The 15,356-nt window shown below is 47.2% G+C and carries 16 protein-coding genes; 4 read left to right on the forward strand and 12 right to left on the reverse strand.

The genetic code is table 11. The features are described 5' to 3' along the window. Positions 1 to 94: 94 nt before the first annotated feature. Positions 95 to 262 (reverse strand): hypothetical protein, encoded by a 168-nt coding sequence (locus M3650_RS14590; protein ID WP_251575771.1) that lies wholly within the window; start codon positions 260 to 262, stop codon positions 95 to 97. A 135-nt stretch (positions 263 to 397) separates the two neighbouring features. On the opposite strand from M3650_RS14590, the gene M3650_RS14595 reads away from it, so the two are divergent. Next, entirely contained in the window at positions 398 to 700 is a 303-nt protein-coding gene (locus M3650_RS14595) for a hypothetical protein (protein WP_251575773.1), read from the forward strand. A 192-nt stretch (positions 701 to 892) separates the two neighbouring features. Here M3650_RS14595 and M3650_RS14600 read toward each other — a convergent pair whose 3' ends face one another. The 8 genes from M3650_RS14600 to M3650_RS14635 all read right to left on the reverse strand — a co-directional run bounded on the left by M3650_RS14600 (position 893) and on the right by M3650_RS14635 (position 9,349). Further along, positions 893 to 1,840 carry a Gfo/Idh/MocA family protein gene (locus tag M3650_RS14600; protein ID WP_251575775.1) on the reverse strand — a complete coding sequence of 316 codons (948 nt, stop codon included), beginning with the start codon at positions 1,838 to 1,840 and terminating at the stop codon, positions 893 to 895. Positions 1,841 to 1,994: 154 nt separating this feature from the next. Next, positions 1,995 to 2,111: a YjcZ family sporulation protein gene (locus M3650_RS14605; RefSeq protein WP_233696833.1), complete on the reverse strand. Its 117-nt coding sequence runs from the start codon at positions 2,109 to 2,111 to the stop codon at positions 1,995 to 1,997. 104 nt (positions 2,112 to 2,215) lie between these two features. Continuing rightward, positions 2,216 to 3,352: a GerAB/ArcD/ProY family transporter gene (locus tag M3650_RS14610; RefSeq protein WP_251575777.1), complete on the reverse strand. Its 1,137-nt coding sequence runs from the start codon at positions 3,350 to 3,352 to the stop codon at positions 2,216 to 2,218. Positions 3,353 to 3,374: 22 nt separating this feature from the next. Beyond that, positions 3,375 to 3,608, reverse strand: a complete 234-nt coding sequence (locus tag M3650_RS14615; protein WP_251575779.1) for a hypothetical protein — start codon at positions 3,606 to 3,608, stop codon at positions 3,375 to 3,377. Between the two features lie 179 nt (positions 3,609 to 3,787). Further along, on the reverse strand, positions 3,788 to 4,915 hold the full coding sequence (locus M3650_RS14620; RefSeq protein ID WP_251575781.1) for a cytochrome P450: 1,128 nt from the start codon (positions 4,913 to 4,915) through the stop codon (positions 3,788 to 3,790). 19 nt (positions 4,916 to 4,934) lie between these two features. After that, positions 4,935 to 5,510, reverse strand: a complete 576-nt coding sequence (locus tag M3650_RS14625; RefSeq protein WP_251575784.1) for a TetR/AcrR family transcriptional regulator — start codon at positions 5,508 to 5,510, stop codon at positions 4,935 to 4,937. Between the two features lie 147 nt (positions 5,511 to 5,657). Continuing rightward, positions 5,658 to 6,692, reverse strand: a complete 1,035-nt coding sequence (locus M3650_RS14630; protein ID WP_251575786.1) for a glycoside hydrolase family 18 protein — start codon at positions 6,690 to 6,692, stop codon at positions 5,658 to 5,660. Positions 6,693 to 6,883: 191 nt separating this feature from the next. Beyond that, entirely contained in the window at positions 6,884 to 9,349 is a 2,466-nt protein-coding gene (locus M3650_RS14635) for a peptidoglycan-binding domain-containing protein (protein ID WP_251575788.1), read from the reverse strand. A gap of 280 nt (positions 9,350 to 9,629) precedes the next feature. Between M3650_RS14635 and pdaA the strand changes: the two genes are divergently transcribed. Both pdaA and M3650_RS14645 read left to right on the forward strand, forming a co-directional pair. After that, positions 9,630 to 10,406, forward strand: coding sequence for a delta-lactam-biosynthetic de-N-acetylase (pdaA, locus tag M3650_RS14640; protein ID WP_251575790.1), 777 nt, complete (start codon positions 9,630 to 9,632; stop codon positions 10,404 to 10,406). A 194-nt stretch (positions 10,407 to 10,600) separates the two neighbouring features. Next, positions 10,601 to 11,515, forward strand: coding sequence for a DMT family transporter (locus M3650_RS14645; protein WP_251575792.1), 915 nt, complete (start codon positions 10,601 to 10,603; stop codon positions 11,513 to 11,515). A 17-nt stretch (positions 11,516 to 11,532) separates the two neighbouring features. On the opposite strand, the gene M3650_RS14650 is transcribed toward M3650_RS14645, so the two are convergent. Then, positions 11,533 to 11,859 carry a HEAT repeat domain-containing protein gene (locus M3650_RS14650; protein ID WP_369011123.1) on the reverse strand — a complete coding sequence of 109 codons (327 nt, stop codon included), beginning with the start codon at positions 11,857 to 11,859 and terminating at the stop codon, positions 11,533 to 11,535. 2 nt (positions 11,860 to 11,861) lie between these two features. On the opposite strand from M3650_RS14650, the gene M3650_RS14655 reads away from it, so the two are divergent. Further along, positions 11,862 to 12,053 (forward strand): hypothetical protein, encoded by a 192-nt coding sequence (locus M3650_RS14655; protein ID WP_251575796.1) that lies wholly within the window; start codon positions 11,862 to 11,864, stop codon positions 12,051 to 12,053. A 128-nt stretch (positions 12,054 to 12,181) separates the two neighbouring features. Here the strand turns inward: M3650_RS14655 and M3650_RS14660 are convergent, their stop codons facing one another. Then, complete coding sequence (locus tag M3650_RS14660; protein ID WP_251575799.1) at positions 12,182 to 13,927, reverse strand: Rieske (2Fe-2S) protein; 1,746 nt, start codon at positions 13,925 to 13,927, stop codon at positions 12,182 to 12,184. A 274-nt stretch (positions 13,928 to 14,201) separates the two neighbouring features. Then, positions 14,202 to 15,281 carry a lactonase family protein gene (locus M3650_RS14665; protein ID WP_251575801.1) on the reverse strand — a complete coding sequence of 360 codons (1,080 nt, stop codon included), beginning with the start codon at positions 15,279 to 15,281 and terminating at the stop codon, positions 14,202 to 14,204. Positions 15,282 to 15,356: the final 75 nt, after the last annotated feature.

Below are 15,356 nucleotides of genomic sequence, written 5' to 3' on the forward strand. Positions count from 1 at the left end.
CCAGCTCTCTTAGCAACACCCTCCACCCCTATTTGTTTCATTTCCAACCTTATTAGGCATCTTCGACAGCCGAACACTTAGCCGGTTCATCCCGTTATGGTTCGTCTACATATTCGTCCTTGTCCGCGATTTCAACGATCCCATGTTGTAAATCAGCGGGAGAATCAACCTGAGCGATTGATGGTGTAACACATTGCTCCTGTAATGCAGCCTCTTCCTTGACGGATTTCTTGTCGGATTCAACATTTTTCTTTCCAGGCATGGATATCCTCCTTTCTTTCATTGACATTAGGATACCCGTTATGACACAAGCTTATTGATGCAATCATAGATGTTCGATGCGCATTCTTTGTTATAATAAGAAGAGATTACGTTCATAAGAAAGAAGAATGAAGCTATGGCATTTGGTATTACAAGAACAGAATTGTCGGTGTGGAAAGAACGCGTAAAACGGGGAGAACTCGCCTACTTGACCCATTATTGGCTGGACGATCGCTTTCCGGGCATCAAGACTGTAACCAAGGTAGGCTGCAGTGATTTACAACGCTTGACCGAGTGGTGTGCAGCTCATGGCTTGAACCCAAAGTACATTCATCATCGTCCTCCTTTCCCCCATTTCGACCTGATGGGACCGAAGCAGCAGCAAATATTGGCTGAAGCCGGGTTGCACAACCATTTAGAACGGTTTAACCTGTTGTAGCCGAGGAATGAGTGCTCTTCATTTTCATGGCAGAGCCTCACTCCCCCGGTTCGGTAATTTTTCGGAACTAGTTGACTGACCGAAGGGGAGAGTGATCGGAAGAGCCGAATGGAGAGATTATCGCCTCTCCAATATTTTGAGATAAGTAACGAAGCTGTATCAAATGCTAATCAAGAAATTCAATAGTTCAACTTATATAGTACCCTGACTATTTTTATAACTTTCTATCAGTTTCTCGATCAGTTGATGCGTGTCCATCACACGGTCGGCTGCGATCGTACAATGCTTCGGATTGTCTAATGATTGCAGGAAATGATTCACAACGCCTTCAAAACCGCGGCGATAGCCAATCGTATCCCAACTGCTGAATCGTCTTATTTGCTGACCGCTGTTCCGATCGTTCCAGACCGCAGATTCCAGGTTCGTAATCTCTGCTGTTCTCCCGCCTCCATGCAATTCCAGCCGCTCCACATCCGCCCCAGCTCGCCGGTTCATGCTGAACAGCGCCATCGAACGCGAAAAAGCCACGCTCCCTGCAGCATGCAGCAGTCTTCCCTCTTGATCCTGTTCCTGCATATATGACGCTAATTCGTATGGCTTGGCTCCACACCACAACAGGAGATCAATCATATGAATCAGATCATCATACAATGTCTTATCTGCCGACATCGATTGTTGTCTGGTCCGATGCTTTTGAACAATGCACAGATCGAATCCTCCGACTTCTTCCATCCAGTCCCGTGCCTCTTGATACATCGGCGCAAAGCGCCTATTGAATCCAACAGCCAACAATCTATCATGCTTCAATGCGGCTTCCGCCATCCGCTCGGAAGCATTGATATCGTAAGACAGCGGCTTGTCCACGTAGACGTGTACGCCTCGTTCCAGACAAGTCGTCACCACGTTCTCATGAGTGTCGGTCGGCGTATGTATGAATACAGCATCCAGATCCAATTGCAGCAGTTCGTTCACATCCGTATACTTGCCAGAGATACGGTACTGTTGTCCGATTTTCTCTACCGTAGACGGCGTTCTGCTCATGATGCCGGCGATATCGATTCCTTCATGCTTCCCCAGTACGGGGAGATACGCCTTCTGAGCGATATCCCCCAGCCCGATAATCCCGATTCGTTTCTTCATGACGGTTCCTCCTAGTTTGGTTAGGGTAACCGTAGTATAACAAATGAAAACGAACCAAGTCGAGGCTGGGGAGTATCCGCCAAGGAGGGGGCCCCCTCCTTCTTCCCGCTTGATAATCACACGGCTGGCGTACCTTGCCGCTCGTACATAGCTGTTAAATAAAGCAGCGCGATACAATAACCAATAGAATAAAGAGCACCAAAATTACGCCTGTTGATGTAAAGAGAGATCCGCAACTGCCAAATCCAACTCCGCCTACACATTCACCCATGGCTTAATCCTCCCTTCCAGCAAGATACCTTGTATTGTATTACTGTTTCGCTTGTCCTTGACTCGGTGAATTGCCTAATATGCATATTTTTCAAATGCCCAGTCTTATTCACTCCCCTGGGAGCATTGGTCTGACGATTTTACCTTTTGTTTTTTTTGAAACGATGCCGCAGCCAGCAAAAGCAACGGAAGCGCAAATCCGAAAGTTGAAACAAACGGCAGCCAGGTTTCCTTATTATAGATATTGGAATGAACGATGTTGGGATGGATAATTAGGGAGAATGCAACTAAAATCAGGCCCATTGGCATCACAAGCGGCCGGTACTCTTTCAAATGCAATATTAGCGCCAGACCTTTGACCGACACATAAAAATATATGGCCATTTTCAAATAAATCGTAATGAACCACATGACAGCGACTATCACTTCAATGTGCTGCAAGAAATTACCAATGTTTATTTTTTTGGCCAATACGTAGCTTGGGTACATCTGCCGCGACGTAGTATCCGCTCCAAGCACCAATATAGATGATGCGATTACAAGGATTAATACGATTCCGGCTAAGAGAGTACCGATGTAAAATGCCTTTTGAGCTTTTTGCGGTTCATTGATCGATACAGGAAAGACCATTAAAAACAAGACAGCAGGTAATGAAAATACACTTATAAATAGTAAAGTTGCAAAGATTAACGGCTTTATTCCCGTTTCGAATACAGGCTGGATGTTGTGAATCTCAATCTGAGGAGCAATATATAGAATTAAACCCAAAAATAAAGCAACAAAACATGGGAACAGTATTTCTGCTGAGCGAGCAAGTACTTCCAAGCCTAGACGCACCCCCATAATAACGACAAGCGCGAATAAAATATTTATGGCTTGGATTGGGGTCTCCGGCATGATTTGTGTCGTCATAAAAGTCCCCATGAAATATAACAATTCTGATGCGGTAATCAATGCAAAGAAGACGAGCAGTAGCGAAACAGCCTTGCCGCACCACTTTCCGAGCAGCTGCTCGTTCGTTTCAATCAAGGTCAGACCGGGAAACAAATTCCCTACAGCACTATACAACCTTACTAATAGCAAAGCTAGTCCGACACCAAGAACCGCGGCAATCCATGCATCCTGCTTAGCCACTTCTGCCAGACTTGAAGGAATAACCAATATCGTAGTCCCTACCGAATATAGAAACACGAGTATCGTGAATTGACGTACCGATATGTTTCCATTTTCGCCCGCTGGCATTTATCATTGCTCCTTTCATTTTTCATTGCAATAACCTGGATATCAGGCTGCTTACTGGCTTGTACACTGCCGCAATCCAGTCCAGCGGGTTCGGAATATCGATCTTAAATCCTAATGCAATGCCAAGGGACGTCCCGATTGCAAGCAGCACCCAAAATACGCGCAGTTCTTGCTTGGTTCCGTTCTTCACCAGAGCAGGAACTTCGATAGATATAATTACGAAGACAATCAATAGTATCCCTATACTTGCCAACATGAAGTCTGCTCCTCCATTTCCTCGATGAAGGAAAGATTGTGTTTGATATGCGCTCTATTTCAATTATGGACGGCGCTCCTCTTTTTAAACTTATTTCCGGCCAAAATAATCTGAATCATGAAAAAAGCACGAACAGTTTTCCATTCGCGCTTGCCCATTTATGCATTTTTCATCATTTATTATTTCAACTTGATAGCCTGGCTCTTGACACCGAACACAAGCCAGCTGTCGATGCGTTCCAACACTTGCGAGCGGTCGCGGTGGAAATCCGGAAAACGGTCAAGCAGAGCGTTCAGTGCAATGGTCGCCTCCAATCGCGCAAGCTGGGCACCGAGACAAAAATGGATACCATGACCGAAAGCGAGATGTGGATTCGGACTGCGGCGGATGTCGAATGATTCCGGCTGTTCAAAGATGTCTTCATCATGATTGGACGATCCGATCCACAGATTGACGATTTGTCCTTTGTTAAACGTTAATCCATCCAACTCGGTATCGCGCTTGACTCGTCGAACCATCATTTGTACAGGAGAACAGTATCGCAGCACTTCTTCAATCGCAGGGGCAAGCAATGAGCGATCTTGGCGAATTTCGTGCCACTTGTCTTTACGGCTGTCAAAGCAGAGCAGTGCTGAAGATAGTAAGTTCGTCGTCGTCTCATTTCCAGCGACGAGCAGCAGAATACAGAAGCCGATTAACTCCAGCGGCTGTAACGGTTCGCCATCCGCTTTCGCTTGAACAAGCCGGCTAATGAGATCATCCTGCGGCTCACGGCGACGTTCCTCGGCGATGGCTGCAAAGTAAGCGGCCATTTCCTTTTGACACCAGACATAGCGCTCATAATCGTTCCCTACCAACGCATCAGACCACTCTTTGAACCGGTCCCGATCTTGCACAGGGATACCCAACATATCCGCGATGACGATAATCGGGAGCGGTCCGGCAAAGTCGCTGATGGCCTCCATCGCGCCTTTGCCCTCCGCCCGATCGAACAACTCGTGCGATAGAGCTTCGATACGGGGAATAAGCGCTTCAATTGCACGCGGAGTAAAAGCTTGCGACACCAAGGTTCGGAGCTGGCGATGCTTCGGCGGGTCCCGCCGCAAAATGCTGAATTCAATCGGTTCATCATAGCCCGGATCCCCTTCCGCTTGCGAAGAGAAATGTTCGTGATCGCCAAATATCGCTTTGACATGCTTATATTTGTATACATTCCATACACCATCTTGACACGAAACCGGATCCGCTGCGCGTTTCTGCGCAAAGTGGGACAGCGGCAGGATGTTATTTTCATTTGCCCATTCCATTGCATTCACCACTCCTTCACTATTCAACCTTACGTATCAATCCTGATGTAACAATTGTAATAATTACTTCTTCAAGCTGTTCCCTAACGAGGTGTTCTCCTTCTGTCAAAAACTCCGCGCACACATGCTCAATCATACCGATGATACCGACAGCGGCCAATCTGCTGTTAACGGAACGGAGCATCCCTTCCGCTCTTCCCATTTCCAATACTTCGGTTAGAAAGCGGATATATTCTTGGTGTATCTGTTGAATGTTCTCTAGCACCTCGTCCTCCAGGCCGTTGGACAATTCATAAAAAACAATCCGAGCCAGAGCGCCGTTATCCAGATATAGGTCCAGATGGTGTTGCACAATGCGTTTGATTTGTTCCTCCAACGTCACATCCGTATTTAAATCCGAACGGATTTTGGCGACGAGTTCACTCATGCCTTCCGTTACCAAGGTTTGAAACAGTTGCGCTTTTCCCGAAAAATGATAATACAGCGTTCCTTTTGCCACATTTGCCTGCATAGCGATTTCATCCATGCTTGCACGCTGATATCCATGTGTGGAAAATACGTCTGCCGCGGCATTTAATATTTTCACTCTGCTCACTGTATTTCTCCTTCCACCACCACTTTGAACTGACTAGTCAGTTCAAATAAAACTTACCATTCAAGTTTTATTATGTCAATGAAAAAAATGAGCAAAAAGGCCGTCAACTGCATTTCAGCAGCCAACGGCCCGGCGATAAAATAGATCCTATTTGAGTCCTCTGTACAATGCGCTTAACAGATTGCCCGTTCGGTCGCAGCTGTACTCCCAGAACATAATGCCTGCGATTTGATGCTCTTTAATATACTCACATTTGCACGTCAAAGATTGTTCGTCATCATAGGTGATAAAGGTGCTGCCGTCGTATAGATAAGGAGCCTTCGCTTCGTCATCCCAGTAACGGATGTAACCGTTGCGGTCGATGTATTCAGCCGCTAGTGCCGAATAGTCAGGACCATAGCCTCCTGAGGACGAAGTCATTTGCAGGTAGCCATCATTCTCTTTCGGCACATCCTTCCACATTCTCGAATAGAAGGCAGCCCCGATAACAATCTTCTCGCGCGGAACTCCCGCGTTCACGAAGAGACGAACCGATGCATCTACGCTGATCCGGAACAGGTCCCCGGTAGAGGTGAATAGATTCGTATGATGGCCCGTAAGCGTCTGGAATCCGCCGCGCATATCGTATGTCATCAATTGAATGAAGTCCAAATATTGCTGAACCTTATCCATTTCAGTCCCATCCAAATAATATTGATCGGCACCCGCTGCAATCGTAAGCAAATAATGACGTCCGTCTTCTTGTCCCTGACGGTCAATCGCCTCTCTCAACTCTTTCAGAAGCAGCGTAAAAGTCGTCTTGTCATCAGGACTGGACTTAATTCCCGCTTCTGAATAGCAAGGATATTCCCAATCCAGGTCAATGCCGTCAAACGGATGCGCGCGCAGTATTTCCACAGCAGATTCTGTAAATAGACGGCGCCCTTCCGCCGTTGAAGCCGCTTCCGAGAAACCGCCGGCACTCCATCCGCCAACAGACAATAAAATTTGCAGTTCAGGATTGTATTCCTTCAACTTGGACAAATAAGCCAGATTCTGCAAATGGCCGATCGTAATTTTGTCGTTCTTCACATGACCGAAGGCCACGTTCAAATGGGTCAATCTTGCCGCGTCAACTGGCGTAACTTGCGGTAGAACACTGTCCCCTGCATAGCCTGCCAATATGTAGTTCATTGTTTTCATCTGTCATCACCTTTTCAATGGAGTTATCGATATCAACATGCACAATAACTTCTTTTTTAAGGTACCCATCTTAGTCTCAGCTCTCAAAGATATTATAGCACCTGAATCGCACATTTCATATGTGTTCCCGTGGATCAACAAAAAAGGCAGCAGTCCCCTGCTACCTCGTCGTATTATTTGATATGAGCCAATCAAAATTTGAAATAATTTTTAGCAGAATGCTTACTGGAGGCGTGTTCGTAAAGAAGCGATACATCTGCTCCCGTTTTGAAATGAATGGATTTGCACACTTCCTTTACGGTATTTATATACGGTGTATAAATATTGCTGATAATCGAATAATCGAATGAGATCGGCGCCAATTGCCACAAATCGTATTCGTCTTGATTGTAGATAAGCATATTTCCGAAATGGTAAGATACAAGCTCGTTATCGTAAATAAATACTTTATTCTCTTGCACCCCGACGGAATAATGGTTGTTCAAGATGACGTTCCACGGGGCGGCATTAATTCCTTTATGATCGATTAATTTAATATTTTGAAAAATGAGCGGGATATATTCTAAATATCTTTGATCTCTGAACGTTTGATCATTCGCATCGTAATTTTCACTGCACTTTTCTAAGCATTTGTCCTTCCACCACTTCAAAATCGTAATGCTGTTTTCTTCTCGCTTGAATCCGACGAGGCTGCTTTGGAACAGCCCTTGCACCTGTTCATGCTCATAATTCCCTCTTTGCTTGCATAAGAAAATGGAATACTTCCACCATTCATCCAATATCGGCTTCGGGTCGGAGAAGAAATAAACTTCCGGGTCACAATAAATGATGTGGTCGATTTCCTTATAATGGCTAAGGATATGGAGACATAATGGCGCTTTTAATGTCCAACTGTATTCGTTTCGTTTTCGCGAGCTTTTAACTCGTAACAGCTCTTCGTTTTCAACCTCCTTCATTTGGATTAACGATGCATTTTCCAGGTTCATTCTGCTCAACGCATGATAGCTGTAATCATCCATGCAGCAGATCCAATGATGAAAATTCCCTATTTTGTTTTTCAATGAATGATATAGCGCCAACCCTCTAATCAGGTTTTCTTGGTGGACGATGGTTGCGAAGTTAAAGAACTGGTCCCACTGATCCATTTTTCTTCTGAATCCGGAATATTTATAATACGTTTTCGCTTTGGATGGATCCTCGTGATTTAGAGCTTGACTTAACGCATAACCGTCATTCACTTTGACAGATGCAATGATGTCTCTTAATTTATCGAGGTACGGTACATAAATTTCATTTTTAATGATTTTGCCGATCGTTATTTCACCAATCGACCAGAGATCGAACTCATTCTCGTTATAAATGGCTATGCAGGCAAAATGATAAGCGACAAGTTTATCATTTTCGATATATAATTCGTTGTTTTGCCGATGAATTCTGAAATCATTATTATAAATGCAATTCCACGGAGCCGCGTTAATTCCTAGGTTATCCGATATTTTTATATTCGGAAAATAGTTCGGCACGTAGTCTAAATACTTTTGATCCCCGAACTTTCCTTCTTCCGCTCTGTGGTAGCACCACTCCAGACATTTTTCTTTCCACCATCGCAGACTCTCCAGACCGTATTGATCATTTCTGAAGCCGATCAGACCGGCTTGATACCTTCCGTACAATTGTTCTACCCATTCGACATCCCTCTGTCGGCACATAAATACGGAATGGCTTCCCCATTCGTCAAAAATGGGCTTCGGATCAGAGAAAAAGTATATATCCCCATCGCAGTAAATGACAGAATCGATTCCATAGTGAGTCAGGCAGAATTCGATCAGAGGGGCCTTGAGCGTCCAGCAGTACTCATTCATTTTCCGATCGCTTTTGGCATACCGAAGGCGATCATCTTCTATGACCTCAACTCGAATAAGAATGACGTTGCTCAGATTCATTTTCCCTAACATAGAGAAGGCAATCGGATCCATGCAGCATATGAACAGATTGAAGTTGCTGGTATGCCTTTTTAAGGAATCATGCAGAGCGGCGGCTTTCACAACGTACTCCTTGCCCGCAATGATGCAAAAATTGTAATTGTTAGCTCTGGTGATGGTCCCGCTGATTGACCCTTCCTGCATGAGAGAAGGGATGTTTATCTCCCGCCATGGTTGATCCGCCTCCGGCTGACTGCTCCAATCCGGTGCGGATTGATGCGACTCCGGCTGACTGCTCCATTCCGGTGCAGGTTGATGCGCCTCCAGCTGACTGCTCCATTCCGGTGCGGATTGATGCGCCTCCGGTTGACTGCTCCATTCCGGTGCAGGTTGATGCGCCTCCGGCTGACTGCTCCATTCCGGTGCGGGTTGATGCATAACCGGCGGCTCCTGGGGAGCCGGAGACGGCGGAGCAATTGCTTTTGGAACAAACGACAAAGGCTGACCGATTCGGGAATTATATTCGGCTACTGCATATTTTAAATGTTCAAACGTTACATTGTTGATAATCCCGGTCGCCGGTATGCTGCGGTCCATTTGAAACTTACTCACGGCTCGCTGGGTGTATCTATCGAATTGTCCATTCACATCTACGTAATACCCTAAACGGCTAAGCATTTGTTCAGATTCCAGCACTTCGGGTCCGGCACTCCCGAGTGACATGTACAACTCCATTCGTAATAACCCCTTTCACGACAGGACAGCTTTTATGAACCTTATCCCGACGCACTACATTTGCAGTTGGCGGCCGGATATCAGCCATCGTCTTGTATCTTCACCATTGTATGATTGGCGATGCCTTTGTGCATCAGCATTTAAACAAATGGTCAAGCGTGATTTTAGGGCTTCAAACCGAAAAAATGCGCTTCACGGAGACATATCGTATAAATTGGCGCGAACAAGAAATAGTAAACGGTAGAATAAAAAAAACGATTGCAATAAGGAGTTACAACCAATGAAACGATATGTTATTTCGTCCCTGCTGGTCATCATGTTGACGATGACAGTTGGCATATCGGCGTATGCCTTTGAGAACCACGCTTATCATTTCGGATTTAAACGAAGCCAGAACGGCCAGCTACCTTCAATTGATCAGGAAGGATTCAAAAATATCATCGATAAAAACGGAGCGATATTTTTAGGCGATACCGACAAAAAGGTGCTGTATCTCACGTTCGACAACGGCTATGAGAATGGATTAACGGAACAGATCCTGAACACGCTAAAAGACAAAAAAGTGCCCGCTGCTTTTTTTGTGACCGGACACTACGTGAAGAGTCAACCGGAGCTTCTGAAACGAATGGCCGCCGAGGGACATATCATCGGCAACCATTCATGGAGTCATCCCGATATGACGCAAATCTCTAACGCGCAACTGAAGGAAGAACTGGACAAGGTGAAGGCGGAAGTCGCACAAGTAACAGGTAAGCAGCAAATGATCTACCTTCGCCCGCCCCGTGGCATCTTCAGCGAGCGAACGTTGGCAGTAACTCGCGAGATGGGATACACGAACGTATTCTGGTCTTTGGCCTACAAAGATTGGGATGTGAACGCTCAGAAGGGCGCGCGTTATGCATATGACAAGGTGATGAGTCAGCTGCATTCCGGGGCCGTTATGCTTCTCCATTCGATTTCGAAGGATAACGCCAATGCTCTGGGCAGTATTATTGATGGTGCCAGAAAACAAGGATATGAGTTTATTGCGCTGGATCAGTTGCAGCAGCCGAAGTGAATATCCTCAGCATGAACGACGGTAAATGGATAATCGCCCGACCTTCATCATACCTAGAAGGAGTCCTCAATTACGGGGACTTCTTCTTCTGTGTATCGAAAAAAACTATCATTCCAACTTCTTCAGGATTGTTGTATACTAACGCTTTGATGCTAGGAATCCATTTTATAAATACCGAGGTGTCTGTCAGAAAAATGTCATCACGAAAAACATCGCATTTATATGCCCTATTGGTTATCGGCATGATCGCAATTTCGTTCTCCGCCATTTTCGTCAAATGGTCGGAAGCCCCTGCTCCGGTTATCGGAATGTACCGCTTGCTGCTGACCAATCTGGTGCTGCTGCCATGGGTATGGTCGTATCGGGCGGAGTGGCGCTCGATACAGCGCAGGGATTGGCTCCGGATGACGATGTCCGGTTTCTTTCTCGGGCTGCATTTTCTTCTCTGGATGGAATCGCTTCGTCACACGACGGTAGCTAGTTCCACTGCTCTGCTGACGCTGGAGCCGATTCTCGTCATGGCCGGTTCCTTCTGGTTGTTCAAACAGCGGACGACGTCGCGGGCTGTATTCGGGATTGTCATCTCTCTCTTTGGAGTTATACTTATCGGTTGGGGAGATTTGAAAATTTCCGGGCAAGCGCTCTATGGAGATTTGTTGTCTGTGTTGGGCGCCATTGCTGTAGTCATACATATGCTGCTCGGTCAAGACTTACGGCAACGTGTCTCTTCTTATGTATACAACTTTACCGTATTTCTCGTGGCGGGAGCTTGTCTTGCCGTGTATAACATCAGTGCCGGTTATGCAATGACTGGATACGGGGCAAAGGAATGGGTGCTGTTCAGCTTAATGGCGATCGTCCCTACCGTGTTGGGGCACATGCTATTCAACTGGCTTCTCAAATACATGAATGCCACTTCCATTTCGATGGGCGTACTCGGTGAACCAGTTGGCTCTAGCATACTCGCATGGATTTTGTTGGGGGAAGCGATGACGCCTTTACAAATGCTAGCTTGCCTGCTTCTCATCTTCGGTGTGTGGGTGTTCCTTGTGAACGATCGCAAGGCTCCTCAGAATGTTTCAACCACGGCGGATGTAGGTACCGCATAGCAATCGAGACGTTATGGCTACAACATCCTCAAAGCTTTGCTGCAGCGCATCGTCGTCTCCCCACTCATTGACCGCATCGAAGCACAGCAGATTAGAGCTAGTACGCGACAAAGCCCAGGCATCCACCGCCCGGGCTCAACGTATCGGTTATCATCTTCCAGTGCCTTCTCCAACTCAGCTACGGCTATCTCGGCAGCAGAACCCAGACGGGCCAAGGACAGCCCGGTCATGAACCGCACTTGAACATCGGTATCATGCAAACATTGAATTAATCCCTGCACGACGTCCTCCGCTGGCGTATCGATCATTCCCAATGCATCAACTACGGTGCGTCGAATCGTCACAGATGAATGGCCAAGCAGACCAACCATGGTCGGAATGGACTGTGACGCAAGCTGGCGCAATTCGCCGAGCGCAAAAACAGCATGAATCGATCGTCTCCTCCCGCTTATCGCTTAAGGCGGCGATCAAACCGGGTACGGCGTCTGCACCTGCAGCTGATAATCCGTATGCCGCAATCCGCGACACTGGGATGTGATTCGTACGAAACTTTCCTTAATGGTAAAAAAAAGGTGTGGAATAATACATAGACGATGCTAACGTTCTTTTGCAAAATACTAAGATTTGAAGGATTTTGTTGTAATGGATCAGAATTTGACAGGTCACTTATTCGTCTTTGAACAGCCGTTCTCCACGCTGTAATCGCCACGCAATGCGTGCGATGTGTGACTGCTCGCGCGCAGTCGGAGCATGTGCAGCCAAATAGCGGGTCAGTGCCAGAATCATCGTTCTTTTTGCCCGATTCGCAAGCGGGCCGGTAATGTTCGACCATTGATCATATTCCTTGATGGCGGCTTCGATCATTTGGAAGGAGTGGAACTCGGCGTCCTCACGCAGCAATGAGTGGCCCAACGTGTTGAATAACGAATCGACATCGCCTCCTTGATCGAGGTAATTTGCGACCCAGTTAGCAGCTTCTGCAACTTGTTGGCGTTGATTCATTAGATCCAGCAGCTCGCTTAAGTCAGTCGTGTAGCCATAGCTGCCATACTTTTCAGCTGTCGGTGGCGATGCGGCGGGAATGTTGAGGAAGCGGTCAAGGTATATGCTGACGGCCGCATAATAGACCGCACGGATCGTAAGATCGTTTGCTCCGCGAAGCAAGCTTTCATGCACGGCATGAGCATGTGTAAACGTATGCAACACTGCGATCCAGTCTCCGAAATCATTTTGCGTATGGAACCGGTTGATTCGCTCTGCAGCAGCGAGTGTCACGAGGCGCGCTATGTGAACGGGTGCCACTCCGCCTTGCAATGCTTGTGTGATGGCAGCAAGCGCGGCAAGCGGCTGATCACCGAGCAGTTGATGAATGAATTGCTCCTCGTCCAACTCGTCATGTTGTTCAGTGCTGCGTTCCCCCAGCTTCGGCAGCGCTTCAAATGCTTGATGCAGCGGAGCAACCAGATTAATCGGATGCTGCCAGCTGTGCCGTTCTTCGCTTCGCGAAGGATTGCCGAGCAGCGGGACCAAGGAAGCAAGCACACGTTCTGCCAGCTCATCGCCTGCCTTCTCCAGCATTTCAAACGCTTTATTATGAAAATCGAACGTATGGCCGCCATCCAGATAAAAATGGTCCGTTGCCGCTGTCAGCATCATGTCCAGGATATGCCGTGTGTCGGCACCACTCCGGATCGCAGTGAGCAGCACGCGTTCTGCCCCTTGTGTATCGCGAACTTCGATACATTGACGATACCAAGATGTCAGCCTATCTATAGATGCGCCACTATTCGGAAGCGCTTGCATAAGAAACCTCGGCGGCCGACCTGAACAATCAGCAGCGACGCGTCTAAGACCGTGATAGAGTGCCAGTATTCGGTTATAATGCTCTAGCTTCGGCAGGATGTTGACCATAGCTGCAAGAATGGTCAACCCAGAGCCCCATCCACCCGAACGGTACGTTGTTCCGTACTCCAATCCCACTTGGGCGATCTGTGAATCGGGCACGCCAGCTTCAACCAAGGCAACGACAGACTTGGCGATGACGAGCGCCAGATTCTGCTCCATCCCCTCATGCAGCCGCTGGAAGTGTCTTTCCGTTTGGCCCTTGGTCAGCGGCTTCGGATTGACATAGATTTTTCCCGCTTCCAGCTTGACGGGATAGGTCGGCACATCGTCCGCCCAAGGATCCAGCGTCCCTCCGCTGCACACGTCAAAGCGCGCATGGTGCCAATGACACGTAAGAATGCCGTCGCATAAGCTTCCCATATGGAGCGGAAATCCCATATGAGGGCAGCGGTTATCCACCGCATATACCTTCTGCTCATGATAGAATACGGCGATGCCGCCCTTAATAACCTTTGCGCCTTCCTGCTTCAGATCTTCAAGTGCACCTGCGTGAACCCAGTTCGTCAATGCAGTCCCTCCTCTAGCATCATTTCTATAATATAATGATTACAATAAGATATTTCCTACAATGTAATAATATACGTTTTTGTTTCAAAAGTGAAACCTTTTGTTATTTTCTACCTGCTTCTGATACCAATCGTTCCTCCATACAATTGATTGTATGTGTCATTGCTATGTCACAACGTATAGTTCAGTCCAAAATAAAAAGCGGACAACATATTGGTTGTCCGCACAAGCTATCTCGAATCGAAATCAGTTTAAGGTTAAAATGAAATATCTATCACACCGCAAGTATGACTGGCTTCACGCACACTGGCTTCGAAACCTGAACCGAACTGCCGGTATATTGCAGCTTGCCTGTCGCTTCATTAACCCGGAATATCGCAATATTGTTCGTATCGCGATTGGCGGCGATTAGGAATCGTCCTCCCGGCGTCAAAGCAAAGTGACGCGGATGCTTGCCTTCCGTGGACACGTGCTCCACAAGCGTCAATCGTCCGGTCTCGGAATCGATGGTGTATACGACGATGCTGTCGTGACCCCGATTCGAACCGTATAAATATTTTCCGTTCTCAGATACCGTAATTTCCGCGCAAGAATTATCTCCTATAAAATCAGTCGGCAGTGTCGGAACGGTTTCAATCGTATGTAAACGGCCCGCTTCTGCATCGTAACGGAAGGACGTAATGGTAGAATTCACTTCATTAATAACATAGACGAGTTCCCCGTTCGGATGGAAGGTTAAATGACGCGGACCCGCGCCCGGCTGGACTTCCGTATCCCCGTGCCATTGCAGCACATTGCGTTCCTTATCAATTGTATATGCGCGAATACAATCAATGCCGAGATCCGATACGAACAAATACCGGTTATCCGGGCTGAAGAACACCGAATGCGGATGCGGCTGAACTTGCCGTTCCGGATGTGGTCCATGGCCTTCATGCTGCTTGACGTCTAGCTGCTCGCCGATCAGACCGTCTGCTTGAAGCGCAACGAGTCCTACTCTACCGCCGTGATAGCTAGCTACTAATAGGTAACGGTTGTCCGCATCGCGTTGAATATGACAAGTCGGAGCATCGACAGCGAGCGCACGGTTCAACTCCTGCAGCTTCGCTTGAGCAGGGTCGATGGAGAAGCATACCGCTTCACCCGTCTTCACGCCCGCTTCCGACTGACCTTCTGCAATGGAATACAGCTTTGCATCTGGCACATTCACATTCAGAAATGTCGGATTCTTCAATCCCGACACTTGATCCTGCAGCGTGAGCTCTCCTGTTTCTTCTTTAAATTCATAGACGTATACCCCTGGATCGGATGCTTCCGCATACGAACCGACAAATACAAGCATGCGTTCAGTCATGTATTTATTCCTCCTTGAAAGCAATCATTGCTGAAGACGTATATTCTCTTAATGTACACTTATCTCGTCCCCAAA

Source organism: Paenibacillus sp. MER TA 81-3, assembly GCF_023713585.1.
GTDB lineage: Bacteria > Bacillota > Bacilli > Paenibacillales > Paenibacillaceae > Paenibacillus_B > Paenibacillus_B profundus.

Excerpts from the sequence above, each read along its gene's own strand:
- M3650_RS14635 (WP_251575788.1), bottom strand. The coding sequence starts at position 9,349 with ATGGAGTTGTACATGTCACTCGGGAGTGCCGGACCCGAAGTGCTGGAA.
- M3650_RS14600 (WP_251575775.1), bottom strand. The coding sequence starts at position 1,840 with ATGAAGAAACGAATCGGGATTATCGGGCTGGGGGATATCGCTCAGAAG.
- pdaA (WP_251575790.1), top strand. The coding sequence starts at position 9,630 with ATGAAACGATATGTTATTTCGTCCCTGCTGGTCATCATGTTGACGATG.
- M3650_RS14610 (WP_251575777.1), bottom strand. The coding sequence starts at position 3,352 with ATGCCAGCGGGCGAAAATGGAAACATATCGGTACGTCAATTCACGATA.
- M3650_RS14620 (WP_251575781.1), bottom strand. The coding sequence starts at position 4,915 with ATGGAATGGGCAAATGAAAATAACATCCTGCCGCTGTCCCACTTTGCG.
- M3650_RS14630 (WP_251575786.1), bottom strand. The coding sequence starts at position 6,692 with ATGAAAACAATGAACTACATATTGGCAGGCTATGCAGGGGACAGTGTT.
- M3650_RS14590 (WP_251575771.1), bottom strand. The coding sequence starts at position 262 with ATGCCTGGAAAGAAAAATGTTGAATCCGACAAGAAATCCGTCAAGGAA.
- M3650_RS14615 (WP_251575779.1), bottom strand. The coding sequence starts at position 3,608 with ATGTTGGCAAGTATAGGGATACTATTGATTGTCTTCGTAATTATATCT.
- M3650_RS14655 (WP_251575796.1), top strand. The coding sequence starts at position 11,862 with ATGAATGGCCAAGCAGACCAACCATGGTCGGAATGGACTGTGACGCAA.
- M3650_RS14605 (WP_233696833.1), bottom strand. The coding sequence starts at position 2,111 with ATGGGTGAATGTGTAGGCGGAGTTGGATTTGGCAGTTGCGGATCTCTC.
- M3650_RS14645 (WP_251575792.1), top strand. The coding sequence starts at position 10,601 with ATGTCATCACGAAAAACATCGCATTTATATGCCCTATTGGTTATCGGC.
- M3650_RS14665 (WP_251575801.1), bottom strand. The coding sequence starts at position 15,281 with ATGACTGAACGCATGCTTGTATTTGTCGGTTCGTATGCGGAAGCATCC.
- M3650_RS14595 (WP_251575773.1), top strand. The coding sequence starts at position 398 with ATGGCATTTGGTATTACAAGAACAGAATTGTCGGTGTGGAAAGAACGC.